At 34.6% G+C, this 25290-nt stretch carries 29 protein-coding genes; 10 read left to right on the plus strand and 19 right to left on the minus strand.

Translation table 11 applies throughout. The annotated features are described in order from the left end of the window. Positions 1-16: 16 nt before the first annotated feature. From msrA to hisS, 4 genes are all read right to left on the minus strand, one after another. A complete protein-coding gene (gene msrA / locus U8526_RS01685) occupies positions 17-535 on the minus strand; it encodes a peptide-methionine (S)-S-oxide reductase MsrA (RefSeq protein WP_334340234.1) in 519 nt (172 codons plus the stop codon). Beyond that, the gene (msrB, locus tag U8526_RS01690) at positions 535-975 is read right to left on the minus strand and encodes a peptide-methionine (R)-S-oxide reductase MsrB (RefSeq protein WP_334340235.1); all 441 of its coding nucleotides are present in this window, start codon (positions 973-975) and stop codon (positions 535-537) included. Before msrB ends, msrA begins: the two co-directional genes overlap by 1 nt. Positions 976-1467: 492 nt before the next feature. Then, positions 1468-3237, minus strand: coding sequence for an aspartate--tRNA ligase (gene aspS, locus U8526_RS01695; protein ID WP_334340236.1), 1770 nt, complete (start codon positions 3235-3237; stop codon positions 1468-1470). Positions 3238-3239: 2 nt separating this feature from the next. Then, positions 3240-4511, minus strand: coding sequence for a histidine--tRNA ligase (hisS, locus tag U8526_RS01700; protein ID WP_334340237.1), 1272 nt, complete (start codon positions 4509-4511; stop codon positions 3240-3242). A 373-nt stretch (positions 4512-4884) separates the two neighbouring features. Here hisS and U8526_RS01705 point away from each other — a divergent pair, with 373 nt between their 5' ends. The 3 genes from U8526_RS01705 to U8526_RS01715 all read left to right on the plus strand — a co-directional run bounded on the left by U8526_RS01705 (position 4885) and on the right by U8526_RS01715 (position 7150). Then, positions 4885-6177 (plus strand): N-acetylmuramoyl-L-alanine amidase, encoded by a 1293-nt coding sequence (locus U8526_RS01705; protein ID WP_334340238.1) that lies wholly within the window; start codon positions 4885-4887, stop codon positions 6175-6177. Positions 6178-6264: 87 nt separating this feature from the next. Next, positions 6265-6783 (plus strand): histidine phosphatase family protein, encoded by a 519-nt coding sequence (locus tag U8526_RS01710; RefSeq protein WP_334340239.1) that lies wholly within the window; start codon positions 6265-6267, stop codon positions 6781-6783. Between the two features lie 64 nt (positions 6784-6847). Next, positions 6848-7150, plus strand: a complete 303-nt coding sequence (locus U8526_RS01715; RefSeq protein WP_334340240.1) for a hypothetical protein — start codon at positions 6848-6850, stop codon at positions 7148-7150. Positions 7151-7278: 128 nt separating this feature from the next. Here the strand turns inward: U8526_RS01715 and U8526_RS01720 are convergent, their stop codons facing one another. The 10 genes from U8526_RS01720 to U8526_RS01765 form a co-directional block, all read right to left on the minus strand. After that, positions 7279-7668 carry a hypothetical protein gene (locus U8526_RS01720; RefSeq protein WP_334340241.1) on the minus strand — a complete coding sequence of 130 codons (390 nt, stop codon included), beginning with the start codon at positions 7666-7668 and terminating at the stop codon, positions 7279-7281. A gap of 46 nt (positions 7669-7714) precedes the next feature. After that, positions 7715-8578: a GNAT family N-acetyltransferase gene (locus tag U8526_RS01725; protein ID WP_334340242.1), complete on the minus strand. Its 864-nt coding sequence runs from the start codon at positions 8576-8578 to the stop codon at positions 7715-7717. Between the two features lie 57 nt (positions 8579-8635). Further along, the gene (locus tag U8526_RS01730; protein WP_334340243.1) at positions 8636-9259 is read right to left on the minus strand and encodes an HAD-IA family hydrolase; all 624 of its coding nucleotides are present in this window, start codon (positions 9257-9259) and stop codon (positions 8636-8638) included. Positions 9260-9261: 2 nt separating this feature from the next. Further along, positions 9262-9699, minus strand: coding sequence for a D-aminoacyl-tRNA deacylase (gene dtd / locus U8526_RS01735; protein ID WP_334340244.1), 438 nt, complete (start codon positions 9697-9699; stop codon positions 9262-9264). Continuing rightward, positions 9700-11931 carry a RelA/SpoT family protein gene (locus tag U8526_RS01740; protein ID WP_334340245.1) on the minus strand — a complete coding sequence of 744 codons (2232 nt, stop codon included), beginning with the start codon at positions 11929-11931 and terminating at the stop codon, positions 9700-9702. Between the two features lie 186 nt (positions 11932-12117). Beyond that, on the minus strand, positions 12118-12462 hold the full coding sequence (locus U8526_RS01745; RefSeq protein WP_334340246.1) for a hypothetical protein: 345 nt from the start codon (positions 12460-12462) through the stop codon (positions 12118-12120). Between the two features lie 11 nt (positions 12463-12473). Further along, positions 12474-13223 (minus strand): RsmE family RNA methyltransferase, encoded by a 750-nt coding sequence (locus U8526_RS01750; protein ID WP_334340247.1) that lies wholly within the window; start codon positions 13221-13223, stop codon positions 12474-12476. Next, positions 13204-14121 (minus strand): 50S ribosomal protein L11 methyltransferase, encoded by a 918-nt coding sequence (gene prmA, locus U8526_RS01755; RefSeq protein ID WP_334340248.1) that lies wholly within the window; start codon positions 14119-14121, stop codon positions 13204-13206. The genes U8526_RS01750 and prmA overlap by 20 nt, the downstream gene beginning before the upstream one ends. Positions 14122-14184: 63 nt before the next feature. Beyond that, positions 14185-14586: a hypothetical protein gene (locus U8526_RS01760; protein WP_334340249.1), complete on the minus strand. Its 402-nt coding sequence runs from the start codon at positions 14584-14586 to the stop codon at positions 14185-14187. 785 nt (positions 14587-15371) lie between these two features. Then, positions 15372-15542 carry a hypothetical protein gene (locus tag U8526_RS01765; RefSeq protein WP_334340250.1) on the minus strand — a complete coding sequence of 57 codons (171 nt, stop codon included), beginning with the start codon at positions 15540-15542 and terminating at the stop codon, positions 15372-15374. 155 nt (positions 15543-15697) lie between these two features. Between U8526_RS01765 and U8526_RS01770 the strand changes: the two genes are divergently transcribed. Then, positions 15698-16204 carry an aminoacyl-tRNA deacylase gene (locus U8526_RS01770; RefSeq protein WP_334340251.1) on the plus strand — a complete coding sequence of 169 codons (507 nt, stop codon included), beginning with the start codon at positions 15698-15700 and terminating at the stop codon, positions 16202-16204. A 49-nt stretch (positions 16205-16253) separates the two neighbouring features. Here U8526_RS01770 and U8526_RS01775 read toward each other — a convergent pair whose 3' ends face one another. Then, a complete protein-coding gene (locus U8526_RS01775) occupies positions 16254-16385 on the minus strand; it encodes a hypothetical protein (RefSeq protein ID WP_334340252.1) in 132 nt (43 codons plus the stop codon). A 161-nt stretch (positions 16386-16546) separates the two neighbouring features. Here U8526_RS01775 and U8526_RS01780 point away from each other — a divergent pair, with 161 nt between their 5' ends. Further along, positions 16547-16726 (plus strand): hypothetical protein, encoded by a 180-nt coding sequence (locus tag U8526_RS01780; RefSeq protein ID WP_334340253.1) that lies wholly within the window; start codon positions 16547-16549, stop codon positions 16724-16726. A gap of 204 nt (positions 16727-16930) precedes the next feature. Here the strand turns inward: U8526_RS01780 and U8526_RS01785 are convergent, their stop codons facing one another. Further along, the gene (locus U8526_RS01785; RefSeq protein ID WP_334340254.1) at positions 16931-17104 is read right to left on the minus strand and encodes a hypothetical protein; all 174 of its coding nucleotides are present in this window, start codon (positions 17102-17104) and stop codon (positions 16931-16933) included. A 99-nt stretch (positions 17105-17203) separates the two neighbouring features. Between U8526_RS01785 and U8526_RS01790 the strand changes: the two genes are divergently transcribed. Then, the gene (locus U8526_RS01790) at positions 17204-18427 is read left to right on the plus strand and encodes a M20/M25/M40 family metallo-hydrolase (protein WP_334340255.1); all 1224 of its coding nucleotides are present in this window, start codon (positions 17204-17206) and stop codon (positions 18425-18427) included. A gap of 379 nt (positions 18428-18806) precedes the next feature. Here U8526_RS01790 and U8526_RS01795 read toward each other — a convergent pair whose 3' ends face one another. Further along, positions 18807-19214, minus strand: coding sequence for a MerR family transcriptional regulator (locus tag U8526_RS01795; protein ID WP_334340256.1), 408 nt, complete (start codon positions 19212-19214; stop codon positions 18807-18809). Positions 19215-19302: 88 nt separating this feature from the next. Between U8526_RS01795 and U8526_RS01800 the strand changes: the two genes are divergently transcribed. Next, positions 19303-19623 carry a DUF4260 family protein gene (locus U8526_RS01800; protein WP_334340257.1) on the plus strand — a complete coding sequence of 107 codons (321 nt, stop codon included), beginning with the start codon at positions 19303-19305 and terminating at the stop codon, positions 19621-19623. 604 nt (positions 19624-20227) lie between these two features. Here the strand turns inward: U8526_RS01800 and U8526_RS01805 are convergent. Continuing rightward, positions 20228-21952: an MFS transporter gene (locus U8526_RS01805; protein ID WP_334340258.1), complete on the minus strand. Its 1725-nt coding sequence runs from the start codon at positions 21950-21952 to the stop codon at positions 20228-20230. A 150-nt stretch (positions 21953-22102) separates the two neighbouring features. On the opposite strand from U8526_RS01805, the gene U8526_RS01810 reads away from it, so the two are divergent. Beyond that, positions 22103-22663 carry a TetR/AcrR family transcriptional regulator gene (locus U8526_RS01810; RefSeq protein WP_334340259.1) on the plus strand — a complete coding sequence of 187 codons (561 nt, stop codon included), beginning with the start codon at positions 22103-22105 and terminating at the stop codon, positions 22661-22663. 138 nt (positions 22664-22801) lie between these two features. Here the strand turns inward: U8526_RS01810 and U8526_RS01815 are convergent, their stop codons facing one another. Further along, the gene (locus U8526_RS01815; protein ID WP_334340260.1) at positions 22802-23326 is read right to left on the minus strand and encodes a MarR family winged helix-turn-helix transcriptional regulator; all 525 of its coding nucleotides are present in this window, start codon (positions 23324-23326) and stop codon (positions 22802-22804) included. A 149-nt stretch (positions 23327-23475) separates the two neighbouring features. Here U8526_RS01815 and U8526_RS01820 point away from each other — a divergent pair, with 149 nt between their 5' ends. Beyond that, positions 23476-24411 carry an ATP-binding cassette domain-containing protein gene (locus U8526_RS01820; RefSeq protein ID WP_334340261.1) on the plus strand — a complete coding sequence of 312 codons (936 nt, stop codon included), beginning with the start codon at positions 23476-23478 and terminating at the stop codon, positions 24409-24411. 18 nt (positions 24412-24429) lie between these two features. Then, positions 24430-25206: an ABC transporter permease gene (locus tag U8526_RS01825; protein WP_334340262.1), complete on the plus strand. Its 777-nt coding sequence runs from the start codon at positions 24430-24432 to the stop codon at positions 25204-25206. Positions 25207-25290 lie beyond the last annotated feature (84 nt).

The following is a 25290-nucleotide window of genomic DNA, read 5'->3' on the forward strand; positions in this document are numbered from 1 at the left end:
TGATCAGACTTTTAGATTATTTACGATGTTTTTTAATAAATTCTGCTCGTCCGCCTCGTTCTTCCAATTCATATCTGAACGGATCCTTTTTATAGAAGTCTTGGTGGTAGTCTTCAGCATCATAAAAAGGTTCAACAGGAAGAATTTCAGTAACGATTGGTTCGTCAAATTCTCCAGATTTAGCTAAATCGTCTTTTGATTTTTCAGCGATTTCTTTTTGTTCTTCATTTGCGTAGTAAATTACTGGGCGGTAGTTATCGCCACGATCTTGGAATTGTCCTGTGGCATCGGTAGGATCGGCGACTTGCCAGTAAATTTCAACTAACTTTTTATAAGAAAAAATATCAGCATCATAAGTTATTTTAACGGCTTCGGTATGACCTGTGGTACCAGAACTTACTTGTTCATATGTAGGATTGGGAACATGTCCACCTGTATAACCTGAAACTACTGAAATAATTCCAGGCAATTTATCAAATGGACTAACCATACACCAGAAACAGCCACCGGCAAAAATTGCAGTTTCTTCTTTCATTATTCGGCATCTCCTTCTTCTACATACTTCTTGTAGTCTGAATATCCCTTTTCATCCATTTCTTCATAAGGAATAAACTTCAAAGATGCAGAATTAATGCAATATCTTAAACCGCCAGCTTCTTCAGGACCATCAGTGAATACGTGACCCAAATGAGCATCGGCACCTTTACTTCTAACTTCAGTTCTTTCCATACCGAATTGAGTATCGCGTTTCTCTTGCAACTTAGCGATTGGTTCGCTGAATGAAGGCCAGCCACAACCAGCGTCGAATTTCTTTGCTGATGAAAATAGTGGTTCACCGCTTGTAATGTCAACATAGATTCCCTTTTTGTAAAAGTCATCATACTTGCCACTAAAGGCGCGTTCCGTTGCTGCATGTTGTGTCACCTGATATTGTTCATCAGATAAACCTTTCAGATCTTTTTTATACTCTGCCATAAAAAAACACTCCTTCTCATTTATTACAGGTTATAGTATAAACATCAGAAAAATTAAATCTAGAAATATGCTCAAAAGCTAGTTCCCACAATAGGTTGACTTGCTAAATTGTACACAATTTAAATAATTTTCTAATATTGTTCTAAGTTTACAACAATAAACTATTATATTGCAATGGAATATGAAAATATAAATATATTTCGGAAAATTTGTTTTATTGAATAGTTTTGCAATTTATCCATGAAATTGGGAACTTTTTTAGGCAAAATAAATAACCGTAATAATGGACCATTTTTTCAGACCATTATCACGGTTATTTTTGATTAGTATTCTTTTTTGGAAGAACCATTGTTCTATGTTTGATAGTGGAAACGAGCTGCGCAGGGGCAACCTCCTGTGGTTTGCTACAGTACTGAAACTGCCCGCAAAATACGCGTGCAATTTCAGTACTTAGGCAAAATCCTCGGAGGCTGAGCGCCCCTGCTTCGCTCTCTAATCTTTTTTACTTACTTCAATACCTAAATCATCCAATTGTTGTTTTGCAACTTCAAGTGGAGCATGTGTCATTGGTTCTGTAGCATTTGAGTTCTTAGGGAAAGCAATAACATCTCTGATATTATCCTTACCTGAAAGAAGCATAGCAAATCTATCCAAACCAATAGCCAATCCACCATGTGGAGGACAACCATATTGTAAGGCATCTAGTAGGAAACCAAATTGTTCATAAGCTTTTTCTTTAGTGAAGTTCAATGCTTTAAGCATCTTCTCTTGAATCTTGTAATCGTGAATACGGATTGATCCACCACCAAGCTCGTAACCGTTTAGAACGATATCGTAACTTTGTGCGTATGCTTTATGAGGATCTTCGCCATCATTTAGATAGTGAACATCTTCTTCATTTGGCATTGTGAATGGATGGTGAGCGGCTGTCCAACGTTGGATTCCTTCATCATATTCAAACAATGGCCAGTTAACGACCCAGATAAAGGCAAATTCATTTGGATCATACAAGTGTTGTTCCTTAGCAATAGCTTTTCTCAAGTAACCTAAGGCGTCAGCAACGACTTTCTTCTTATCGGCAACAAATAGTACCAAATCATTATTTTCAAGGCCTAGACGGTCAACAAGAGCATCTTTATGATCCTTGATAAACTTAGATACGCCACCTGTCATATCGTCGTCATTGTACTTGAACCATGCAAGTCCTTTAGCACCGAAACGTTTGATATATTCTTGATAGCTTTCAATATTCTTACGTGAATACTTGTCAGCAGCATCTTTAACAACAATAGCCTTAACTTGACCACCATCATCAATAGTATTCTTGAAGACTTTGAATTCAGTATCTTTCAATACATCGTTCAAGTTTTGTAGTTCCATACCGAAACGAACATCTGGCTTATCTGAACCATAACGATCCATAGCGTCGTCCCAGTCGATTCTTGGGAATGGAGTCTTAACTTCAATACCTTTTTCATCCTTCATAACGCGAGCAATAAGTCCTTCAGTAACAGTTTGAATTTCCTTCTTGTTCATGAATGAAGTTTCAATATCAATTTGAGTAAATTCTGGTTGACGGTCACCACGAAGATCTTCATCACGGAAACAGTGAGCCAATTGGAAGTAACGGTCAAATCCACCGACCATCAATAATTGTTTGAATAATTGTGGTGATTGTGGAAGTGCAAAGAAACGTCCAGGATAAACACGTGAAGGAACAAGGTAGTCACGAGCACCTTCTGGTGTTGATGGTGTTAGGTTTGGTGTCTCAATGTCAATAAAACCATTGTCATATAAGTATTCATTAACTGAATGTTTGATTTGTGCACGAGTTCTGATAGCTTTTTGCATTTCAGGACGACGTAAATCAAGATAACGATACTTTAATTTTGTTTCTTCAGATGAATCGATACCATCTTTGATTTCAAATGGTGGTGTCAATGATTTGTTAAGAATCTCAACTTTTTCAACAACAACTTCGACTTTACCAGTTGTCATTTCATCATTTGTAGCACCTTCACCACGAAGTCTAACGGTACCAATAACGTTAATAACGTATTCTGATCTCAATGTTTCAGCTACATCAAGTACGTCCTGATGATCTGTGTTAAATACTAATTGAACGATTCCCTTATAATCTCTTAGGTCAACGAAAACCAATCCACCTAAATCACGACGGCGTTGAACCCAACCATCTAAAGAAACTTTTTGACCAACATACTTTTCAGTAACGTTGCCACAATAATCTGTTCTTTCTTCCATGTTTATCCCTCGATTTTTTTCAATTCTTCGGCTAAGTTTTCTAATGATACACTGACTTGTTCACCAGTTGCCATGTTTTTAACATTAGCAGTATCATTTTCTAACTCTGTATCACCAATAGTTACCGTGTATTTAGCATTCAAATTATTGGCTGTCTTGAATTGAGCTTTGATTTTTCTTTGTAGATAATCTTTATCTGCAACAAAACCTGCTCTACGCAAGTTGGAAAGAATCTTCACTGAAGCACGTTCAGCTTTATCCCCGATTGTTACTAAGTAAACATCCAAAGTGTTTTGACTTGGAATATCCTCATCCTTAAGCAACAACATTAAACGTTCCACACCAAGTCCAAATCCAATACCTGGTGTTTCTGGTCCACCTAATTCTTCAACCAAACCATTGTAACGGCCACCGGCCAAAACAGTGATTTCTTTGTTGTCGAATGCAGGATCAGTTACCATAAATTCAAAAATAGTATGGTTATAATAATCAAGTCCACGAACCATTGTTGGATCAATTTCGTAATTTATATCAAGATCATCTAACAATGATTGTAGATATTCAAAGCGTCTCTTAGAAGCGTCATTCAAATAATCTAAGATAGAGGGTGCATTTTCAACAATCTTCTTGTCTTCTGCATCTTTACTATCAAGGATACGTAAAGGATTCTTTTCCAAACGAACCTTTGAGTCGTCACTCAATTGATCTTTGAATGGTGTGAAGTAGTCGACCAAAGCTTTATGATAAGCTGCACGTGACTCTGGATCTCCTAATGAGTTCAAAGCCACCTTCAAATTCTTGATACCTAAACGGTTCAAGAACTCTAAACCTACAGAAATAATTTCAGCATCTAATTCAGGAGAATCTGAACCAAAAGCCTCAACTCCGATTTGATGGAATTGACGTTGACGACCAGATTGTGGACGTTCATATCTAAACATTGGACCCTTGTACCAAACTTTGTAAGGCTTGATATGTTCTGGTCCATATAGCTTGTTTTCAACATAAGCACGAACAACGCCAGCTGTTCCCTCAGGTCTTAGGGCAATGTGTCTGTCACCCTTATCTTTGAAATCATACATTTCCTTTGAAACGATATCAGATGTATCACCTGATGAACGTTCAAAAACTTCATATGATTCAAAGATTGGTGTTCTGATTTCAGAAAAACGGTACTTATTAAAAGTATCTTGAGCAATGGATTCTACATATTGCCATTTTTCTGATTCTCCAGGCAAAATGTCCATTGTCCCTTTTGGTTTTTGATAACGCATATAATCCTCCTTAATAAAAAAACACCCCTGTCCAATTCAGACAAGGGTGCTCTTTTGCACGGTACCACCTAGTATTTTTGCTGCAGTTAACGCCTGCCAAACGAATAAAACGTCACGCAATCAATTACTATCTGTTCTCAGCGGCCAGATTCTCTGTAAAGCAATTATCTGATTTCGAATATATTTATAAACTATCCGAAATAACCTTTAAAGTCAAGGCAGATTCGGAATTTATCCAGATTATGTGAAACTTTTTTCTCTAATCTACGAAGTTTTTCCAAAAAATTCACATTGTCACTTTTAAGTTAGCGCTTTTTTCAGTAATATATACGTATAGTAGTATCGGTGAATAGACCGCAAAGGACTCAGTTAAATGAAAAAAATAATTAAATTCTTCATTAAAAACCGGATTCTTGTTGCTATTTTGTTATTACTTGCCTTATCGAGTTGGTCAACGGTTGCTTTAGCTAGTGCCAACGCGGTCGTAGTTCAGTCGGACTCAGTCAATGTTCGTGTTGGACCTGGACTTGCCTATGCAAATATGGGTCAAGTTAAAAAAGGTGATAAACTAGCTATCCTAGCTGAAAAAAACAAATGGTATCAAGTAAGATTATCCGGAGATAAAATTGGTTGGATTGCCAGCTGGTTGATTGATAATACCGAAGTCAGTTCGGCCACTAACAAAGTGGGTATCGTCAAAGTACCGAATACAACTGTTTTCAAGAGTGCTGATGCTAGTAGTAATGTTTTAGGAACGATCGAACAATCCCAAAAAGTTACTATTATGTATCAAGAGCAAGACTGGACACAGATTTTGTACAACGGTACTGCTGGCTGGGTCAAATCAAACTTCATTCAAGGAACTCAGAAAACTTCTGGTTCATCTAATACTTCCGATGATGATATTAAGACAGTAACTGTCACACAACCAAATACTAAAGTTAGAATCGAACCTAACCAAAATGGACGTGTCGTTAAGTCTGTTAAAGTTGGCAAAAAATTTGATTACTTAAGTAAAGATGGTAAATGGTATAAGATACGTGATTCTGATGGTACCGTTGGTTATGTTGCTAGTTGGGTCGTTACTATCTCAGGGACTAAGAGTGCTGTTAAATCAGCCGCCACTAATATTTCTGAAGCCACGATCGTCTTAGATCCTGGTCACGGTGGCGATGACTCCGGTGCTGAATCTAAGAAGAGCACATTTGAAAAGAACTTTACTCTCAAATACGCTAAAGCTATCAAGCAACAGCTTGAAAAAACTGGTGCCCGTGTTGTCATGACTCGTTCTGGCGATAACAGTAAATCACTTGGCGAACGTGCTCGCCTTTCAAGTAAAATTCAGGCCGATGCCTTCATCAGTTTGCACTTTGATTCCAGTGCCCAAGCTAATTCTGGCTCCGGTGTCACAACCTATTACTACAATCGTAATAAGGATGGCAAATTAGCTGATGATATCAATAGTCAATTGAAGGGGCTATCCATTGGCAGTCGTGGTACTGCCCAAAAAGACTTATATGTCTTGCATTACAATAGTCAACCTTCGATCTTAATTGAATTAGGTTATATCAATTCATCCAGTGACTACAAGTACATCAATTCCGCTAAGTATCGTGAGGAAGTGGCTCAAGATGTCACAAATGGTTTAAAAGAATATTTCAAATAGGTTAAAAAAGAAAGCTCTTTCAATCTGATTAATGATTGAAGGAGTTTTTTTGGTATAGTAGAAGAAAACACTAAAGAAGATATCACAATGAAAATATATTTAATTCGTCATTCAGAACCTGACTTCTCCCAAGTAGACGCTGCTGGGTATACCGGACTAGCACGCGATCTTACTAGGTTGACACCAAAAGGCATTGAAATCGCTGACAAAACTGCCCAAAGTCCAATTTTTAATGAGGTTCAGATGCTTTTAGTCTCCCCTTACACGCGCACTATGCAGACTGCTCAAGAAATTCTAAAGTACCATCAAATTCCTACTCAAGTTGAACTATTACTTCATGAATGGCGTCCTGATAAATCAGGAAAAATGGATGTCACTGAAGAACAGTTGGCGTTAGCCTATAAAGACTACCTAAATGGTACTCATAAGTCAGATTTGGATTTTGAAACCCGTGAAGAAGTCATTGGACGTGTCAATTCCGTTTTCGACCGCTACAAAGACAAGTATTCTTGCATCGGTTGTGTTACTCATGGTGGCGTGATGACCCAATACACAGGTGACCGAATGACTCCTTTTTGCGGAATTTACGAGATTAATTATAAATAATTGATTTAATACAATTCTAATTTTGTTATAATACCTTTAATGAATTACTGAGGGGATCTTTTATATGCGTAATTTTAAAAATCTATTAACTAAAAAAAGTACAGCTGAATTATACGATCAAGATGGTAAATTGCCAAAATTATTTCGAACTTATAACAAACGTCAATATTTTGAATTGTTTATTGGCCTGGCCACATTAATGATTCGCGGCATCGGGGTCTTATTCTTAATTGCTTCACTTTTAGATCTGTATGTTTTTTCTTATGTATTAAATGTTCGCAATTTGGAAACTGGTAGAACTTTCTTGATGGATAAACCTGAATGGAAAAAATATCGTCAACAATATAAAAAATTATCTGAGGAATAAGGAAGCTGAATATAAAAGTCTATTTGATTCGTCATTCAGAAACAAACTTGACTTCCAATATGCCCTATTGTGGTATTTATCAATTAGATTACAAATAAAAGCCCGTAGATTAAACTCTACAGGCTTTTTTAATTGGCGTGAATGCAACTGCTCAAGACTAATCTAATTTCGTCGAGATCGTCTTTCTTTAATTGGTCAGCTTCTTTAATCTTTTTCATTAACTCTGACAATTGATTTCTTTCAGATTCATTGTCTAAATCTAATTCGTGGCCGTTTTGACGTAAGAAGAAATCCAAAGCCACTAAGGCTGTTTGCTGATTATACTTCTCAAAAATATCATCACAGATCATTGTACAAATCAAATGTGTTGCATAGAGTTCCAAATCGTTAAATTGATTCAAGAATTCAAGATTACTTTTTAATCTTTTTTCACTAAAAACGATCTCATCGCCAGATTCAATTTGTAAATGTAATGCCACAATTTGATCGTATGTTAGTTTTACTAATTCAGTATCCAAAGATATATCCTCATTATCTATATTTTTTATTAGAATAACACATTCTCTAAGCGTGCGATAGCAATGGAAACATCAGTTTTTCATCAGAAAACAAATTTTCACCTGCGCGATAAACAAATAAAGTCTCATCATTTTCCTTATGTACATGAAACTGCAGATCATTGATTACTGGTGTAAAGCCTAATTGAATGGTCATTTTTTTATCCACTAATTGATTCAAAATGGTCTGTAATGACTGTTGTGGTGAACCAAAGATATCCCAACAAGTGAAAGTTGTTCCATCATTTTCTGCTACCACCACAACTTGATTTTGTTCAGAATAATACAGATTATTCCTTAGAAATTCATCACAATAAAACATCAAGAGACCGTAATTATCTTCCATAGAAAACGCCGAATATGGATTCGAATGTTGATAAAAGTGTCGTAGCAATTCCTTGTCAGCTTCTTTTTTCATGTCTAAGCGGCGAAAATCCCCAGTAATTGGCCGAGCAATTATTTGTTGCTGATACTCTTTAGCCTCAACAAAGACAAATTTAGGATAAAAATTTAATACCGAATCATTAGCAAAAAGATAAATTGCATCAATTTTAGTTTGCCAATCACTCAATACAGTTTCCATTAGTTTCCTAGCTAATCCCTGATGATGGTATTTCTCATTAGTCATGACTGTTCCAATTTGAAGATAACGTCTTCTCTGCCCTCGCCAAGAAAAGTCCATCAAGTTTGCCGAAACATTTGCCACTACCTGATTATGATCAATTAAGCAGTAAGGAATATAGTTATCTGACCAATAACCCTTTTGATACCAATCTTGAAAGGATAAATCAAAAGTTGACTTGGCCAAATCAATAAAACTATTTCTTAATTGTAAATCATCCTTTACCTGCTTAACCAACTGATAGGTCATTTTAATCCTCCAAAATAAAAATCTCGACGAATTAAAAATCAGTCGAGATCTTATTAACTAAATAATTTTTTCAATTTCCAATAAATCACTAACTCGATATTCGTAATCAAAGTCAACTTCTTGATCATTCAGTAAAATTGTATGAGCACCAACACTCTTACCAAATTTAACATCAATTTCTCGATCGCCGACCACCCATAAATCATCTGTAGCTAGATCATATTTTTCTATTAAATACTTTAGCATTTCTGGATTGGGTTTACGTTTATAACCATTCTCAACACTAATGATTTCCTTGAAATAGTGTTCGATACCTAGTGACTTAGCCAAATCATAAATAGACTGATCACGATGTGTCACAACAAATTGCATGTACCGTTTTTTGTCGCAATATTCTAATACATTTTTGATGTGTGGAATCAAAGTAATTTTATCATGATATTCTTTTTCGTATCGATGATAAACATTATAGAACAAGTCCAGAGCTTGTTTTGGATCATCTTGATCCTTCAATAATTCAGCAGCAAACTTACGAACAGAAGTCTTTTTTGATTCTTTGAAAATAGTATCTTTTGATAAACTAATATCGAAATTTTCTCGTAGTGATCTCTGTGTAGCCGACACGATTCCTGGATAGCTATTAGCAATAGTGTCATCAAAATCCCAAACAATACTTTTCATTTTTATCGCTCCATTAAAATAGTTACTGGTCCATCATTTGTGAGTGATACTTGCATATCAGCTCCAAATTCACCAGTTTCAACTTTTAGATCATAATCCCTTAACACCTGATTAAATTGATCATATTTCTTGCTAGAAGTTTCAAAATTACCTGCTCCTGTAAAACTTGGTCGATTACCATGTTTGGTATCGGCATACAAAGTAAACTGTGAGATTGATAAAATTGAACCTTTAACATCTTTTATCGACAAATTCATTTTATCATCTGCGTCAGAAAAAATCCTCATATTGGCGATCTTGCGTGCCATATAATCAATTGTTTCATCGTTATCTTCATCCGCAAAAGCTACTAACAAACAAAATCCCTGATCAATTTGACCAAGGATTTTTTGATCTACAGTAACTTTAGCTTCAGAAACTCGTTGTATTACAACTTTCATCTAAGCTACCGTCCTCTTTATCTCATAAACATTTGGAATGTTCTTTAATTTAGAAATGATACTATCCAAGTGCTCTTTATTGTTAACTCCAATACTTACGTGAACAATCGCCATCTTCTCTTTATCTAGACGGCCAATAACATTATTCAATGTATTCGTATTTGAATTGATTACTTGCAAAACTTCATTGATCAAACCATTGCGGTTGAAAGCATAAATATCCAATTCTGCTGTATAACGTTTTTCTTTTGTGACATTATCCCAACTGACATCAATAAAACGACTCTTAGCTTCATCACTCTGAACATTTGGACAATCAGCTCGATGAATCGTCAATCCACGTCCCTTCGTAATGTAACCAACAATGTCATCCCCAGGGATTGGGCTACAGCACTTAGCCAAGCGGATCAAAAGATTATCGATTCCTTGAACCGAAATACTGTTATTAGCATTATTACGTTCTTTTTGAAGTTTAGGACTATCAGCTTGTGGCTGCTTAGGCTTGTCATCAGTTTCAGTGATAACCTGATCCTCAAGCTCCTTCTTCTCGGCTTTTAATTTATTCTCCGGATCTTCGCTCAATAACTTATGGACCACGTTAATTGGTGAAAGCTCACCATAACCGACGGCATTGAACAATTCATCGGGATCAGTATAGTTAAAAATCTTCATGGCAATTTCAAGATGTTTCTTATCTAGATATTTCTTGCTAGATAAGGAACGATTCTTGAGTTCTTCTTCAATCTGTTCGCGACCTAGGACAATATTTTCTTCACGATCTTTGGTTCTGAAATAACGTTTGATCTTATTTCTAGCACGAGATGTGAAAACAACATTAACCCAGTCACGACTTGGTGAAGAACTAGAATTAGTCAACATTTCAACTATGTCGCCATTCTTCAACTGATAATTCAAAGGCACCATTCTGCCATTGATCTTAGCACCAATTGAATGATTACCGACCTCAGTATGAACTTGATAGGCAAAATCCAAGGTAACCGCACCCTTTGGTAATTCAATAACTTCACCTTCCGGTGTGAACACATAGACGCGATCATTGAAAATTTCACCCTTAACTGACTTCATAAAATCAGAGGCATTATCAGAATTTTCCTGCAATTCGAGGATTTCACGAAAAACATCGATCTTTTGTTCGTCGTCATCCAGGTGAACTCCTTCAAAGTTACCTTCCTTATAAGCCCAGTGAGCAGCAACACCATATTCAGCTACTTGGTGCATTGAGAAAGTTCTGATCTGAACTTCCAGTGGTTGGCCACCGGGTCCAATAATAGTGGTATGCAATGATTGATAGCCGTTAGCCTTTGGTACGGCAATATAATCCTTGAAACGACCAGGAATTGGTTTCCACTTTGAGTGAATAGAACCTAAAACTGCATAACAATCCTTAACGGATTCAACGACAATTCTAATAGCCAACAAATCGTACAATTCAGAGAATTGCTTGTGTTTATCGCGCATCTTCTTATAAATAGAATAAATATGCTTGGGACGACCATAAATATCATATTTAATATGCAAAGCATCAACATTTTTCTTGATATAGTCGATAGCTTCCGCGATATAAGCCTCACGTTGATCACGTTTACTATTCATTAAATGAACAATTCGGTAATATTGTTGCGGATTGATGTAATGAAGTGAGAGATCCTCTAATTCCCATTTAATCTTACTGATACCTAAACGATCAGCTAATGGAGCATAAATTTCCAAAGTTTCATTAGCAATGCGTCTTTGTTTATCGGGACGCAAAGCTTTGAGAGTTCTCATATTGTGAAGTCGATCAGCCAATTTGACCATAATGACACGTAAATCTTTGGCCGTTGCCAACAACATTTTACGGTGATTCTCAGCTAAAAGTTCCTGATGTGAATGGTACTTGTATTTACTAATTTTTGTCACGCCATCAACGATGGTAGCTACTTGGTCACCAAATAATTCACGGACGTCTCCTAGAGTAATATTTGTGTCCTCGACGACATCATGCAAATATCCAGCAGCGACGGTGTAAGGGTCCATTTTTAAAGAAGCTAAAATTTGGGCGACTTGTGTTGGGTGAATAATATATGGCTCACCAGTGGCACGTTTTTGTTCCTTGTGAACGTAGGCCGCAAAATTATAAGCTTTGTTAACAAACTCAACGTGATCATCATTCATATAACCACGACAAATATCTAGAACCTCTTCTGGCGTATAATCCTTATTTTTTTTCATTAAGTTCACCCCGCTACAATTACAATAAAAAGCACTCGATGAGTGCTTTTTTAATTTAACTATTATTATGAGTATTTTATCGTTAGATTACAAATTGTTTTGTTAAAATATTCAAAATCACTATAACCACATTATATAACAATAGTCCACAATCATAAATCATATGACTGTGGACTATTGTTATTTCTATTCTTTTGGTTCATTTTCAAATAAATAATAAATCAGAATACTTAATACCAAATATATTCCAGCTAGGAAATAACCGTATCTTCCATACTTAACGAAAACACTGATAACAAATATTACCGGGAAGATGACTAGATTATAGAAAGATAAACCATACTTTCTTGAGAACCAACCAATAAATCCTGAGAATAAAATATTAATAATAAAGAATAGCCAAATAATGCGATCTGTTCTACCTAAATGAAACATCTTGAACAAAATTGGCATAATAAAAACTAAAACAATAGAGATTAAAGTGATATAAGTCGTCTTCGACTTTTCAACTGTTTTCCAAATATTTTTCACGTTGTATTTCCTCATTTTACTGTTAGTTCGTACTTATATGATAGCACTGATAAAAAGTACATGGGTGCTGTTTCCGCCCGCATAATTCTTGGTCCTAATCCTACTGATAAGAATCCTTGTTGATTCAAAAAGTCGACTTCATCAGGAGCAAATCCACCTTCAGGACCAAAAGTACACATAACTGACTTAGGTTCCTTTTGAAGTGTCTGAGCTAGGAGACTGATTTCGCCTTGTTTAGCTGACTCTTCATAAGCAATTAGATTAGTTTCTTCTCTTATATCAACCAATTTAGACAATTTGTCTAAGTATATTACTTCTGGAATAATTCTTCGCTTCGATTGTTGTGCTGCATTCTTGGCAATTTCTTGTAGACGAATCAGCTTCTTTTCAACAACATTATTCTTCCAATGCATAATTGAATATTTTGAATTAAAGAAAATAATCTTTTTGGCGCCTAATTCGGTTGCTTTTTGAGTGATCCATTCAACCTTATCTTTTTTGGACAATGAACAGGCAATCGTTACTCCAATTGGCAACTCAGTTGTAGAACGACTATCTTTTTCTACTGCGACTGTCAAATTAGAATTGTCATTATCAATAGCAGTAATGGTAGCTTTAAATAGACTCTCAGTACTATCTACTAGATAGATGACATCGCCAACCTTATGACGTAAAACTTTTACGATATGTTTATAACTTTCTAAATCATCAATAACAAATTTGTCTTGTTCAATTGTTTCTTTAACGAAGTATTGCTCCATCTTCTGCCTCGAATTCTTCTTTTCTTCTACAAATTAGAGTTGACCAGCCTTTAAGATGAAAGACTTCTAAAACGCTAAATCCACGTTCTTCCATCTTTTGTGTAATTAATGCTTCTTTCTCATTAATAATACCAGATAAGACTACAAAGCCGTTAGGATTTAAGTGTCCGTCAATTTGAGGAATGAACTGCAAAATAACGTCAGCTAACATATTAGCCACGATCACATCAACTTTCCCATTCACACCATCTAACAAGGAATTTTCAAAAACTTCAATATCCTCACAACCAGGATTCAATTGAATATTCTCTTTAGCAGCCTTAACCGCAACCGGATCGAGGTCAAAAGCTTGGATATCCTTAACTCCCAATTGTCGAGCTTGAATCGACAAAATACCTGAACCCGTTCCGACATCATAAAGTGACTTGGCATCGCCTAAAATCAACTCTAGAGCTTGCATACATGAATATGTAGTAGGATGAGTCCCAGTCCCAAAAGATTTTCCTGGGTCCATAACAATAGTATGTTCATCTGGATATTTAGGTTGGTAGTCCACCCAATTAGGTACAACCGTCAAATAACGACTGATCTTTACTGGATGGTAATACTTTTCCCATTCATTCTGCCAGCTACTATCGTCAAGTTCACTGACTGAAACTTCTACACCATTAATGTCAAAACCAAATTGCGTTAATTTGTTAATTTCTTGTTGTAGCTCACTAACAATTTTTTCATCGTAAGTATCTTCATCAAAATAAGAATTAATTTTAGTTTTCACATCTTTATTTTCATCGTCAACCATTTCTGTTCCATTTGCACCAACGCGCATGAAAATTTCAGAAATAATTTCAGGATCGAAATCATTTGGTATTGCAACTGTTACTTTTTTCCAAATCATAGTGTTCCTCCATTAATAATAAGATTACTAAAATTTGGACATAAAAAAAAGACGTTTAGCATCTTAATTTGCTAAAAGTCCAATTGCATTCATAAATTCTAATTCTTTTTGATGAATCTTCTGTTTAGATTTTTCCAATTTACTGTGATCAATGACATTATGATCTGTGTCTAAGCAACTAATAGCATCGATCACTTCCATCAAGTAATCATTAAGTTTATCAGTTAACTGACTATTTTCTAAGTGATATTTTTCGATATAGTCCTCACACAACTTAATAAAGCGATGCACGTTTGAAATGTAATTATCGGCTAAGCGAGAATAAGTTTCGTAACGCAAAGCTTCCCCTCTTTCAATTACTTTCATTGTCTTGAAATGTTCTGAAAAGACCTCTCGATATGTTAGAAAACGGTCTAACAAGACATTTGTTTCTAATAAACGATATTTATTATTGATTGCTCCCATGATTACACCTCATTTCGTTTTCATTATAATATCATATGTTATTAGTTATTAAAAGTATTAGTTTTAATTAATAACATAATTAATAAAAAATAATAATAACTATTTTGGGGATTATCATTGTGTGATTATACTTGGATTCCCGTCCTCCGCAACAAGAAAATTTGGCTGGAACGCCATGGGCCGACTGGAAGCTAATAAATTTGCACTCTGTGCAAATTCATGGATCTTCAAGCTCGGCCTTTACCTAAGCGATAAATCGCTAAGATAAATCTCATGGCTGAGCCAATTTTCTTGTTGCTCCGGACTAAAGAGTACTTCAACTGTTTGGTTAGATATAAAATATTTAATTCTGTGTCCCTTCTATTTTAAAAACCACTTTAACTTAAAGTAAAATTCATTATTGTTATTGTAAATTTTGAATACCAAACAAAAACAGCTTCTATTAGGAAATTCAAGCATATACATGTCTTGAATACTCAATAGAAGCTGTTATTTTTATTTAGAATTAAAATTTCTAAATACTACAATTTTACTCGAAAATATTAGAAACATAGAATTCAGTCGGTAGTAAAAAATCTGTGGGCCCTCAGTGGTGAAATTCTGGTTAGCTTGCGAAGCAAGGTTACCAGAAGACCGGACTTGGAGATCCATGATTTTTCGCGAAGTGAAAAATTATTAGCTTCAAGCCGTGTCCACCACGTTCCAGCGGCCCACAGATTTTTTACTACCGACGGCATACTTCAACCACATCAGTTAGTATTTACACCACTATAACTAATAGAAACCTATTTTTCAGATTGTTCTTTTCTATCAACAACCTTTTTACGTAATGATTCGTTGTTTTTAAATAATTTTTGAGCCTCAGATAATTTTTTAGGACTATTCTTAATTTCTTGTGAAATTTTACTAAAATCATTTTCGGCAGGATCTTCTTGATGTTTTTTAAAAAAACTCATAATAATCGCTCCTTATCCTGTTGCTTAATTATATAACAATAACTTTAAAATAAAAAAATATTTTCATGCCAACTATTCTTGATTACTTTCAAAAATTAATAGCTTTGTTATTATATACTAAGTAAGACTTAAGTTTTAGAGATTGGTGACGAAAAATGAGTAAAAAAAAGAAAATACAAAAAACATTAGTAGAAAAAATATTAGATAAACAAAAGGTTGAATATGAGCCAATGACTTTTGAAACTGAGACTGACGGTGATACACAAGAGTTAGTTACGGATAAGAGTTCGCGTGATGGCTACAAAATTTATAAAACGCTAGTTTTAACTGGTAATAAAACTGGCCCTATAGTTGGCATGTTGCCATTAGACAAACATTTAAGCTATAAGAAACTAGCAAAGATTTCTGGCAATAAAAAAGTTGGTATGGTCCCTCTAAAAGACTTGATTAAGACTAGTGGCTTTGAGCATGGTGCTAATAGTCCTGTCGGTATTCGTTCATTACATAACTACCCTATTTACTTCTCAAAAGAAGCTGATGAAGCCGAAAAGATCATTGTTTCTGCTGGAAAAGTTGGTCAATCAATACTAGTTGAACCACATGCTTTGGCTAACTCTGTTGATGCCAAGTTCGGTGATTTTGCAGTCGATAATCCTGAATAAACAAAAAAGCCGAGATGAATTTCATCTCGACTAGATAATTTACAAAATATTATGCAGCTTTTTGTTTCAAATTATTGATAGCTTTTTCAATGGTTGTACCGTTGCCAAAGCGATTACTATCTTTAATATCAACTGCTGTGAATAATTGATCGTTTAGATTTAAAAGAATTCTGTATTTCATAATTATTCACACCTCCTTTATGTTCCGTGTTTCTTATAGAGAGGGTAGCGACTGTGGTTCATATTACAGCCTATAGAAGATAAAGTCAACCAAAATGTGTCTTACTTGACTTTAATCTCATTATGAATAAGAATTAGCTTACAATAAAAAAGGAGAATTTGATGAATAATATTTGGAAGTATGTTTTAGGTTTCTTTATAGCCTTGCTACTATTCGCAGTTTTCATTCATGTAATTTTGCCATTGGTATTTATCTTAGCCATTATCGGTGGGATTTATTACCTATATAAGAAACATCAAAAAGGCAGATATACCCCTGAGGGACGTAAGAAAGTCAATTAGAGAGCGGAGCAGGCCTGGGAATTTCCGAGGATTTGCCTAAGACCTGGAATTATCCGCTGAACTTGCGGATGATTTCAGATCTGTAGCAAACCACAGGAAATTGGCCTGCGCAGCTCGTTTCCACTATAAAACATAGAACAATGGTTATAAAAAAAGCCAAAATCCCACTGCAGTAGCCGTAAAAAGCTATCACAGTGGGATTTTTTATTTCTGAACCTTATCGACATCAGATGTAGCCGCAATTAAAAGCAGTACTGCCCCCGCTACCGCCGCTGAGATCAAGTTGGAATTACTAAACCATTTAAAGATGAAGCCTAATAACGCTACAACTAATAGTAGAATACCTAACCAAAGGTCTAATTTCATTAATAATTTCATTTAATACATCCCTTTTATTATTATTTTCAAATAAAGAATACTAAAATAGAAAGTGAAACATTTATTAAGAACATTATACATTATCTTGGAGGATTAAAAATGGACAAAGCACAAAGACTCAGTGTTCTAGATGACTTAATTAAACTAGAGACGGTCAATGATCGTGAGGAAATCGTTGCTAACTATCTCAAGGACTTATTCGAAAAACATGGTATCAAAGTTGAATTGAATAAATACGCCGATAATCGTTACAACTTAATCGCCACAATCAAAAATAATGACGGCCCTATCCTCGGATTTACCGGTCACGAAGATGTTGTTGGAACCGTCGACGATAGTAAGTGGAACTATGGACCATTTAATCCTAAACATATTGATGGAAAAATCTTTGGTCGTGGTTCTTCTGATATGAAGAGTGGTCTTGCTGGACTAGCTATCGCCTTGATTGAATTAAACGATGATCCTAATTTTAACGGAAATATCAAATTCATTGCAACCGTTGGTGAAGAAATTGGTGAACTTGGTGCTACTAAACTTGCCGAAGAAGGCTACGCTAACAATTTAAAGGCTTTAGTTGTCGGTGAACCAAGTAACTCATCATCTCGCCTAGTTTTGGAACAATTAGTTGGTAGCGGTTTGATCGAAACTCACGGCGCCAAACCAGAAACTAGACTTGCTGCCTTTTGTGCTCACAAAGGATCAGTCACTTATAAAGTAATTTCACATGGTAAGGCTGCTCACAGTTCAATGCCTGAGGTCGGAATCAATGCAATTGATAATTTGATTACCTACTATAATAAGCAAGCTGAATACTTTAAAAATATTGTTTCTGTTGAAGATGATGTTTTAGGTACAACTAAGCCTTCAGTTACCGTTATGAATGCTGGTAAACAAGAAAATACTATTCCTGATTACGCCGAAATGACTGTTAAAATCAGAACAATCCCTGAATACAATAATGACAAGATCATTGCTGAATTGGAAGATATGATTGCCAAAATGAACGACGCTGACCCAAGAATGAATCTTGAATTCAAGTTAGCAAGCAGCAACTGGCCTGTTAAGACTGATATCGACTCTGACTTCATTAAATTAGTGCGTGATAGCTATAAAGATGTTCTCGGTGTCAACATTTTGACCGTAGGTGCACCTGGTGGTACTGATGCTTCTCAATTTGTCAAAGCAAACCCTGACCTCGACGTCGTTGTTGCCGGTCCCGGTAATGAGAGTGCCCATCAGATCAATGAATTCGTCTTTGAAGATGATTACTTGCAATACATTGAGATTTACAAGACACTTGCTGAAAAGTACTTTGCTAAATAAAAGTATAATTTTATATCACAAAAAACTACTTAAAAAATAAGTAAAAAAATTTTAGAGAGCATTTTCTCTAAAAATGTACTTTATTCACGTGTAACCTGAATTCTTTATGAATTCCTTATAAAGCATGTTTTTCGATAAAATGTACTTTATATTACGAAAAAACTACTAACCTTCAAAAATTTATAGGTTAGTAGTTTTTTTATCTAAATAAACTATCTTTTCTTTCTTCGACGACCTTTACAGTATGGAAAATTTTCATTGTCATAAAAATGTAGAAAACTTCATTCAGCTTTTATTTTGATCTCCAATTTCAAAATGTCTCTCTCCAACAATTCTTAAATTGAGACGTAAAACTAGATTCCCGAGCAATATTTTTTGCTTACATGTTTCCTTTAACATCACCTAGTTTATCAATAAGTTTCTCCAAATCACTATTATCAGAATCGGTCATCACTTCAATCATTTGTTGCGTAATATCTTGCAAAGATTTATAAAAATCAATCTGTTTTTGAAATTCAACATTTTTTTGCTTTATTACCTTCAATGTTTCTTCATGACAGTCCTGAGTTACAGGCTTATTTTTTAATAATAAAACCATTTTAATATCAGAAAGTAAGAACCCTGCATTTTGTAGGTTACGAATTACTTGAAAATTCTGAATATCATCCTTGCTATAAAATCGGTAGTTATTCGCAGTTCTCTTAGATACTAAAATCTTTTTTTGATCATAAAACCTCAAAGTATCACGGGTCGTATTAACCACCTGACAGAATTCTGACGTATTCATATTTTCACCTACCTAATTCTTTTATTTGACTTGGTTGTTAAGTCCCATGTTACTTTATTCTTAAATAAAATCATAGGAGATGTTCTTGATGACAAAAGTTTATCGTTATGAATATGCTTCACTATCAATTGCGCTATTAATCGTTTATAGTCGTATGGGAAATTGGGAATTGATACCAATTCTATATTTAATTCCTGATATTACTGCATTAGGATTTCTCATTTCCACCAAGGCTGGCGAAAAGTCTTATAACTTATCTCATACATTACTCCTGCCAATTATTCTGTTATCCGTAAATTTAATAACTAAATCAAACAATCTATTTACCAGTATCATGATTATTTGGTTACTCCATATTACGATAGATCGAGCACTTGGTTGGAACTTATTTCCAAGAAAAACAATATAGTTCAGAAAATCCCAGTAATATTATTTTAACTCTGTGATAATTTTCTTTCTTTTTATTCGTCTTATTCGTCGAAATATCAAACAAACTTAATATTGGTTTTTTCCCCGAATTGTCAAATCATATCAGCTTGTCAAAATAAATCTAAATTATAAAAAAGATGTGCTAATATTTTAGGGATTTGAATAAGATCTGTTTTAAACCCGGATTTTAAATATAATATACGGTCTTTTCCCGCATAAGGTCTAATACATTCAATTTTCTTCATTTGATTGGTCGTATTTAATGTTTTGCGTTAACCTATAATTAAGTTTTACTAAACGTCCTAATTATGAATAACACTTCTAAATGTACTTTATTTCTTTTAGGATATTTAAATCACTCTCTATGATCTTTGTACTTTATTAATCTTAAAAATAAAGTACATCCAACAATAGAGTACATTTTCAAGATTATGTACTTTATGGACTCCGCTCTTTGTCTACCAAGAGATTGAATGTTTAAAATATAAAGTACAGAATAATTCGGTTTTAGTTAGTAGTTTTTTTATCTAAATGAAATGTCTTTTCTTTCTTCGCCTCAGAATCAATTACACTTCATTATTTGTTTACTCCCCTTTACTTTCTTTACGTTCAAAAATCATGATTGAGAAAATACTTATTAAAACAAACGGTAACTCAAATCTATACAACTTAAGAAAGGCATCTGTTAAATGATTGTGAAGATATAATCTAATACTCTTCGTTAATTTTTTTAATATTACATTCATAGTTGCGACTTTATCTTGTACTTTTATTTGAACTTGTTTGTGAATTTCTTGTTGTACAACGGTTGGCAATTGTACTCTCATCATCGAACTCTTTTCTTTAATGCTTTGATTAGAAGTTCTTTCTATCATCTGATTTGTTTGACTCTTGTCGATTCGTGGAATTTTAAAACCGTTTGATCCATTGCTACTACTAATCTGATTAGAGCTCATTCTAGAATGTATTTTGGTAATAAACTTCTTTTGCAAACTACTTGGTAACTCTGATTTTTGTATTTCACTGACTGAATAATTATAAGTATCTTTTTTCGCAATATTGATGTTCCCATCCAGTAGAGATAGGAACAAGGCAATTCCAACAATAACCCCAATATTACGAACGACATTTAAAATATTCTGTCCGGCCGTCAATCTTGGTCCATCAAGATTTTTTACTGCAATTGACATTGCTGGTCCGGCATCGAATCCAATTCCTAAACCTAATAGCACATCGATTAAATATAATTGATTCCAATTAGATTCAACATTCAAACGGCTCAATAAAAAGACAGAAATTATAAGCATTGTGATTCCAAAGCCTATTAAAATTCGATTACTGATTTTTTCAATTAATTTTGTAGCAACTGGTGTAGCTATTAGTAAGGTTACTGACATTGGTGTTATCAATAATGCCGCATGCAACTCCGAAGTACCCATAACTTTTGTTAGGAATGTTGGCATAATCCCAATGAAACTGGACATCACAATAAACGCAATCAATAGTGCTACATTTGATCCAATATAATTACGTTGTCTGAATAGACTCAATGGAATCAACGGTTCACTTGTTGTTGTCTCATGTATTACAAAAATAACAAACAGTACAAGTGACGATACTAAGCAACTGATAGTTCCAAGTGAACTCCAGCCCCAATTTCTACCTTCGACAAGTGCCAAAGTCAAAAGTATTAATGTAATTGCGATAATAATAGAGCCTAATAAGTCAATTTTTATTTGCTTAGTTGGTTCATCTTTCATTGATAAAGTCACCAAAGTAATCATTAGAACAATTGCAACTATGGGAACGTTTATTAGAAAAACCCAATGCCAACCAAAATACTGCGAAATAAATCCGCCAATTGTTGGACCAAGTGCCGCTCCCAGTGCTTGTGTTGCCGCCAGGATAGCAACAATCTTAGGACGTTGTTCCTTTTCTATCTGACGAAATGCTAATATCATTCCAGAAGGCAACATTATTGCTGCACCAATACTTTGGATAGATCTTCCAATCAATAAATTGTTTAGTGTTGTTGAAGCCCCACTAACAATTGAACCCAAACCAAATATCAGTAATCCAATATTCAATAATTTAGTATGTCCAAATATATCTCCAATACGTCCAAATGGAATTAAGAATGCTGCAAACAGAATCGTATAGATATTGATTGCCCACGATAAATTAGTTAAGGATACATGTAACCCCGATTGAATTTCAGGAATGGTAATATTCATAATATTTGTATCCAGAATAACTAAAAAGCCAGTTATCGACATTGCTAAAATAACTAATCTCTTTTTCAAAGTCATTATTACTTTCACCTCATAAATATTCAATTTCATTTGTTTGATACAGCTGTGCCTTACTGATACACTTGTATCAACAGGGGCTAGTATCTAATGTTTCAAAAAATAAAGATATTTAATGACCTTACTTTTTATATATTTGAGGTAAATGTAATGACTAGAGACAGAACTAATAAAAATGTAACACGTATGCAAAAACAAACTAGAACTTGGATAAAAGAGGCTTTGATGCAACTACTTAAGGATTACCCTTTCGAGGATATAACCGTTAAGCAAATAGTTCTTACAGCGGATATATCACGACCAACTTTTTATCGTAATTATGATTCAAAAAAAGCTGTCCTCGATGATACTCTGAACGATTTAATGGAGAATTATTACTCTAAATTCAAAGAATCAAATATTACTAACTTACATGATCTATTAATGTTTTGTTTTGATTACTTTGAAAATAATCATGGGTATCTTAGCACTATGATTGCAGCACATTTGACTAGCTATATAACAGACAAATTCACTTCTGGATTTGCGGAAAAACTCAACGATACTCAAACTTGGCGTGAATGGAAAACGCCACTCCAAAAACAGATAGGAGTTCGTTTTGCATTCTATGGCTTTTTCAATGTCATCATTTTTTGGATTGCCACTGGATGTAAGGAGTCACCTGAAACTATGACTGAGCAAACTATTGATGTATTACAAAATCTAATATGAGTTCGTTCTCGACAGTATTCTACCAATGAAAAAACTGCTAATTTTGTGACCAACAATCTTTCCGTTTTAATACAAAGAGGTTCCAATAATATCAAGCATATAAGCTTAATATTATTGGAACCTTTTTAAGTTAGTAATTTAATTTTTTGTATCATCCGTGTGTATTTTAGTCAAAACATGGTTCAACATGATCTGGTGATATTTATTATGCAAAGTTGGATCAGCATCTTTAATATCGAGATACATTTGCTCATTTATTTTATCCAAAATATTATTGAACTGTATCAATTCCTCATTACTTAAAACTCTTAAGTATTTTGGAATTACTTGCATTCTCTTTTCAATTTCCAAGCGACCGTCATCTGTCAAACTAACAAGTATTACCCGTTTATCCGACTCTGACTTCTGTCGAGAAACTAATCCTCTTTTTTCAAGTTTACGCACAAACTCAGCCATTGACTGCGGTGTCATATCAAGTCTTTGTGCCAAAACTTTTTGTGGTAAATTGTCGTTGTCAGATAAGGCTAAAAGTATCTTGCCCTGGCCTTGAAACAACATTTTATAATCATTTTTGTGCTGTGCATCATCTTCAGCAATATTTTGTAACATACCAAATTCAATCAGTTTACTTGCTGTTTTTCCTTGGTCAATTAAATTTGTCATTGTCGTACGTCCTCCAAAATTTAATTATACTCGAACGCTTTAATTAATTCAGGTCTCCCTGATTATCACTCTTGATTTTTAATCAGGGAGACCTTATAATCTATTTTAATCAGGTGTACCTGATTAGTTCTTTTAAAGAGGCTATTAAAATGCAAGAAAAAAATGCAATTAAAGTGGAACATTTAACTAAAAAATATAATAATCAGACAGCAGTCAATGATGTCTCATTTAGCGTCAAACAAGGCGAAGTATTTGGCCTATTGGGTCCTAATGGTGCAGGTAAAACTACTATCCTGCGTATGATAACAACTCTATTGAAACCTACTGCTGGTAACATAACTATTTTGGGACATGACATAAAAAAAGAAAGTAAGCTAGCTCGAGCTACTTTCGGCGTTACTGGTCAATATGCTGCTGTGGATGAGGATATCTCTGCTCGAGAAAACCTTATGATTTTCTCCAGACTAAATGGATTATCGAGAAAAGCTTCTCAAATTCGTACCGAGGAGTTATTAAAGGAGTTCTCTCTTGAAAAAAGTGCTGATAAATCAATCAAAGATTTCTCCGGTGGGATGAGACGTAGATTGGATCTGTCAATCAGCTTAATTACACGGCCAGAAATAATTTTTTTGGATGAACCAACCACAGGTTTGGATCCCCGTACTCGAACACAGATGTGGGATACAATTCGAAATCTAGTTAAATCCGGATCGACAATTTTTCTTACCACCCAATATCTCGAAGAAGCTGATAATCTGGCCAATCGAGTAGCTGTTATTGATCATGGTAAATTAATAAAAATTGGGACTCCTGACGAGTTGAAGCATGAAATTGGCGAATCAACTTTATCATTAAAAGTTAATGACAGAAAGAACATCAATCGTGCTTCTGAAATCCTACAAAATAGATTCAATTCGGAACCACAAATGATCGATAATACTATTATTATAAAATTCAAAAAAACTGAACAAGCAATCGACGGTCTATCACAATTGAAAAACACCAATATAAAGACCTCTGACTTAAGCATCCAAGAACCATCCCTTGATGATGTCTTTATGGCTTTAACCGTTGGTAAAAATTAACTAGGAAGAATAATTACAATGCAAACTAAAAGGACTCATGTAAACACAATTCAAAATATTAATACTATGGCTTACCGCAACCTTCTAAAAACTCTACACAATCCCGATCACCTGATGGACGTTCTGATTCAACCAATCATGTTTATGATACTGTTTGGTTATTTATTCGGTGGTGCTATTGCTGGTGGAATTCATGCATATTTACCTATAATTGTCCCTGGAATATTGATTCAAACTATTCTTTCGGCTGCCTCAGGTTCTGGGACACAAATTAAAGAAGATTTGGAAACCGGTGTTTTTGACCGTTTCAAATCTCTACCTATTGCTCATATTGCTCCTCTTGCTGGACAACTTTTGGCAGATATTTTAAGATTGATCATTGCAATTATTGCCTCACTTACGACTGGGTACATTATGGGTTGGCGACCAAATGTGGCATTTGGATGGATCGTAGTTATCATCTTGATTGCTGTCTTCACTGGCTGGTCCATATCATGGATATACGCATTTATTGGTCTGATAGCGAAAAGTGCCACTATGGTCGAAAGTATTTCCTTAATGACCATGCTACTATTATCATTTCTATCAAATGCATTCGTACCAATTAGTACTATGCCTAAACCCTTACAAATAATTGCCAATCTTAATCCGATGACACACGTGATTACAGCCATTCGCCGAATTCTAGCAACAGGAGCTATCTCCAACACCGCATGGATTGTTCTTCTGTTTGATCTAGGTATCGTATTGATTTTTGCTCCTTTGGCTGTTTGGACATATAACAGACAAAATTAATTGTCGAACGTTATTTACATTTTTACTAAAAAACACTTCAAAATCATTAGACTCTTTGTTTTGTGATTTTGAAGTGTTTTATTT

Source organism: Companilactobacillus sp. HBUAS56275 (genome assembly GCF_036913655.1).
Classification (GTDB): domain Bacteria; phylum Bacillota; class Bacilli; order Lactobacillales; family Lactobacillaceae; genus Companilactobacillus; species Companilactobacillus pullicola.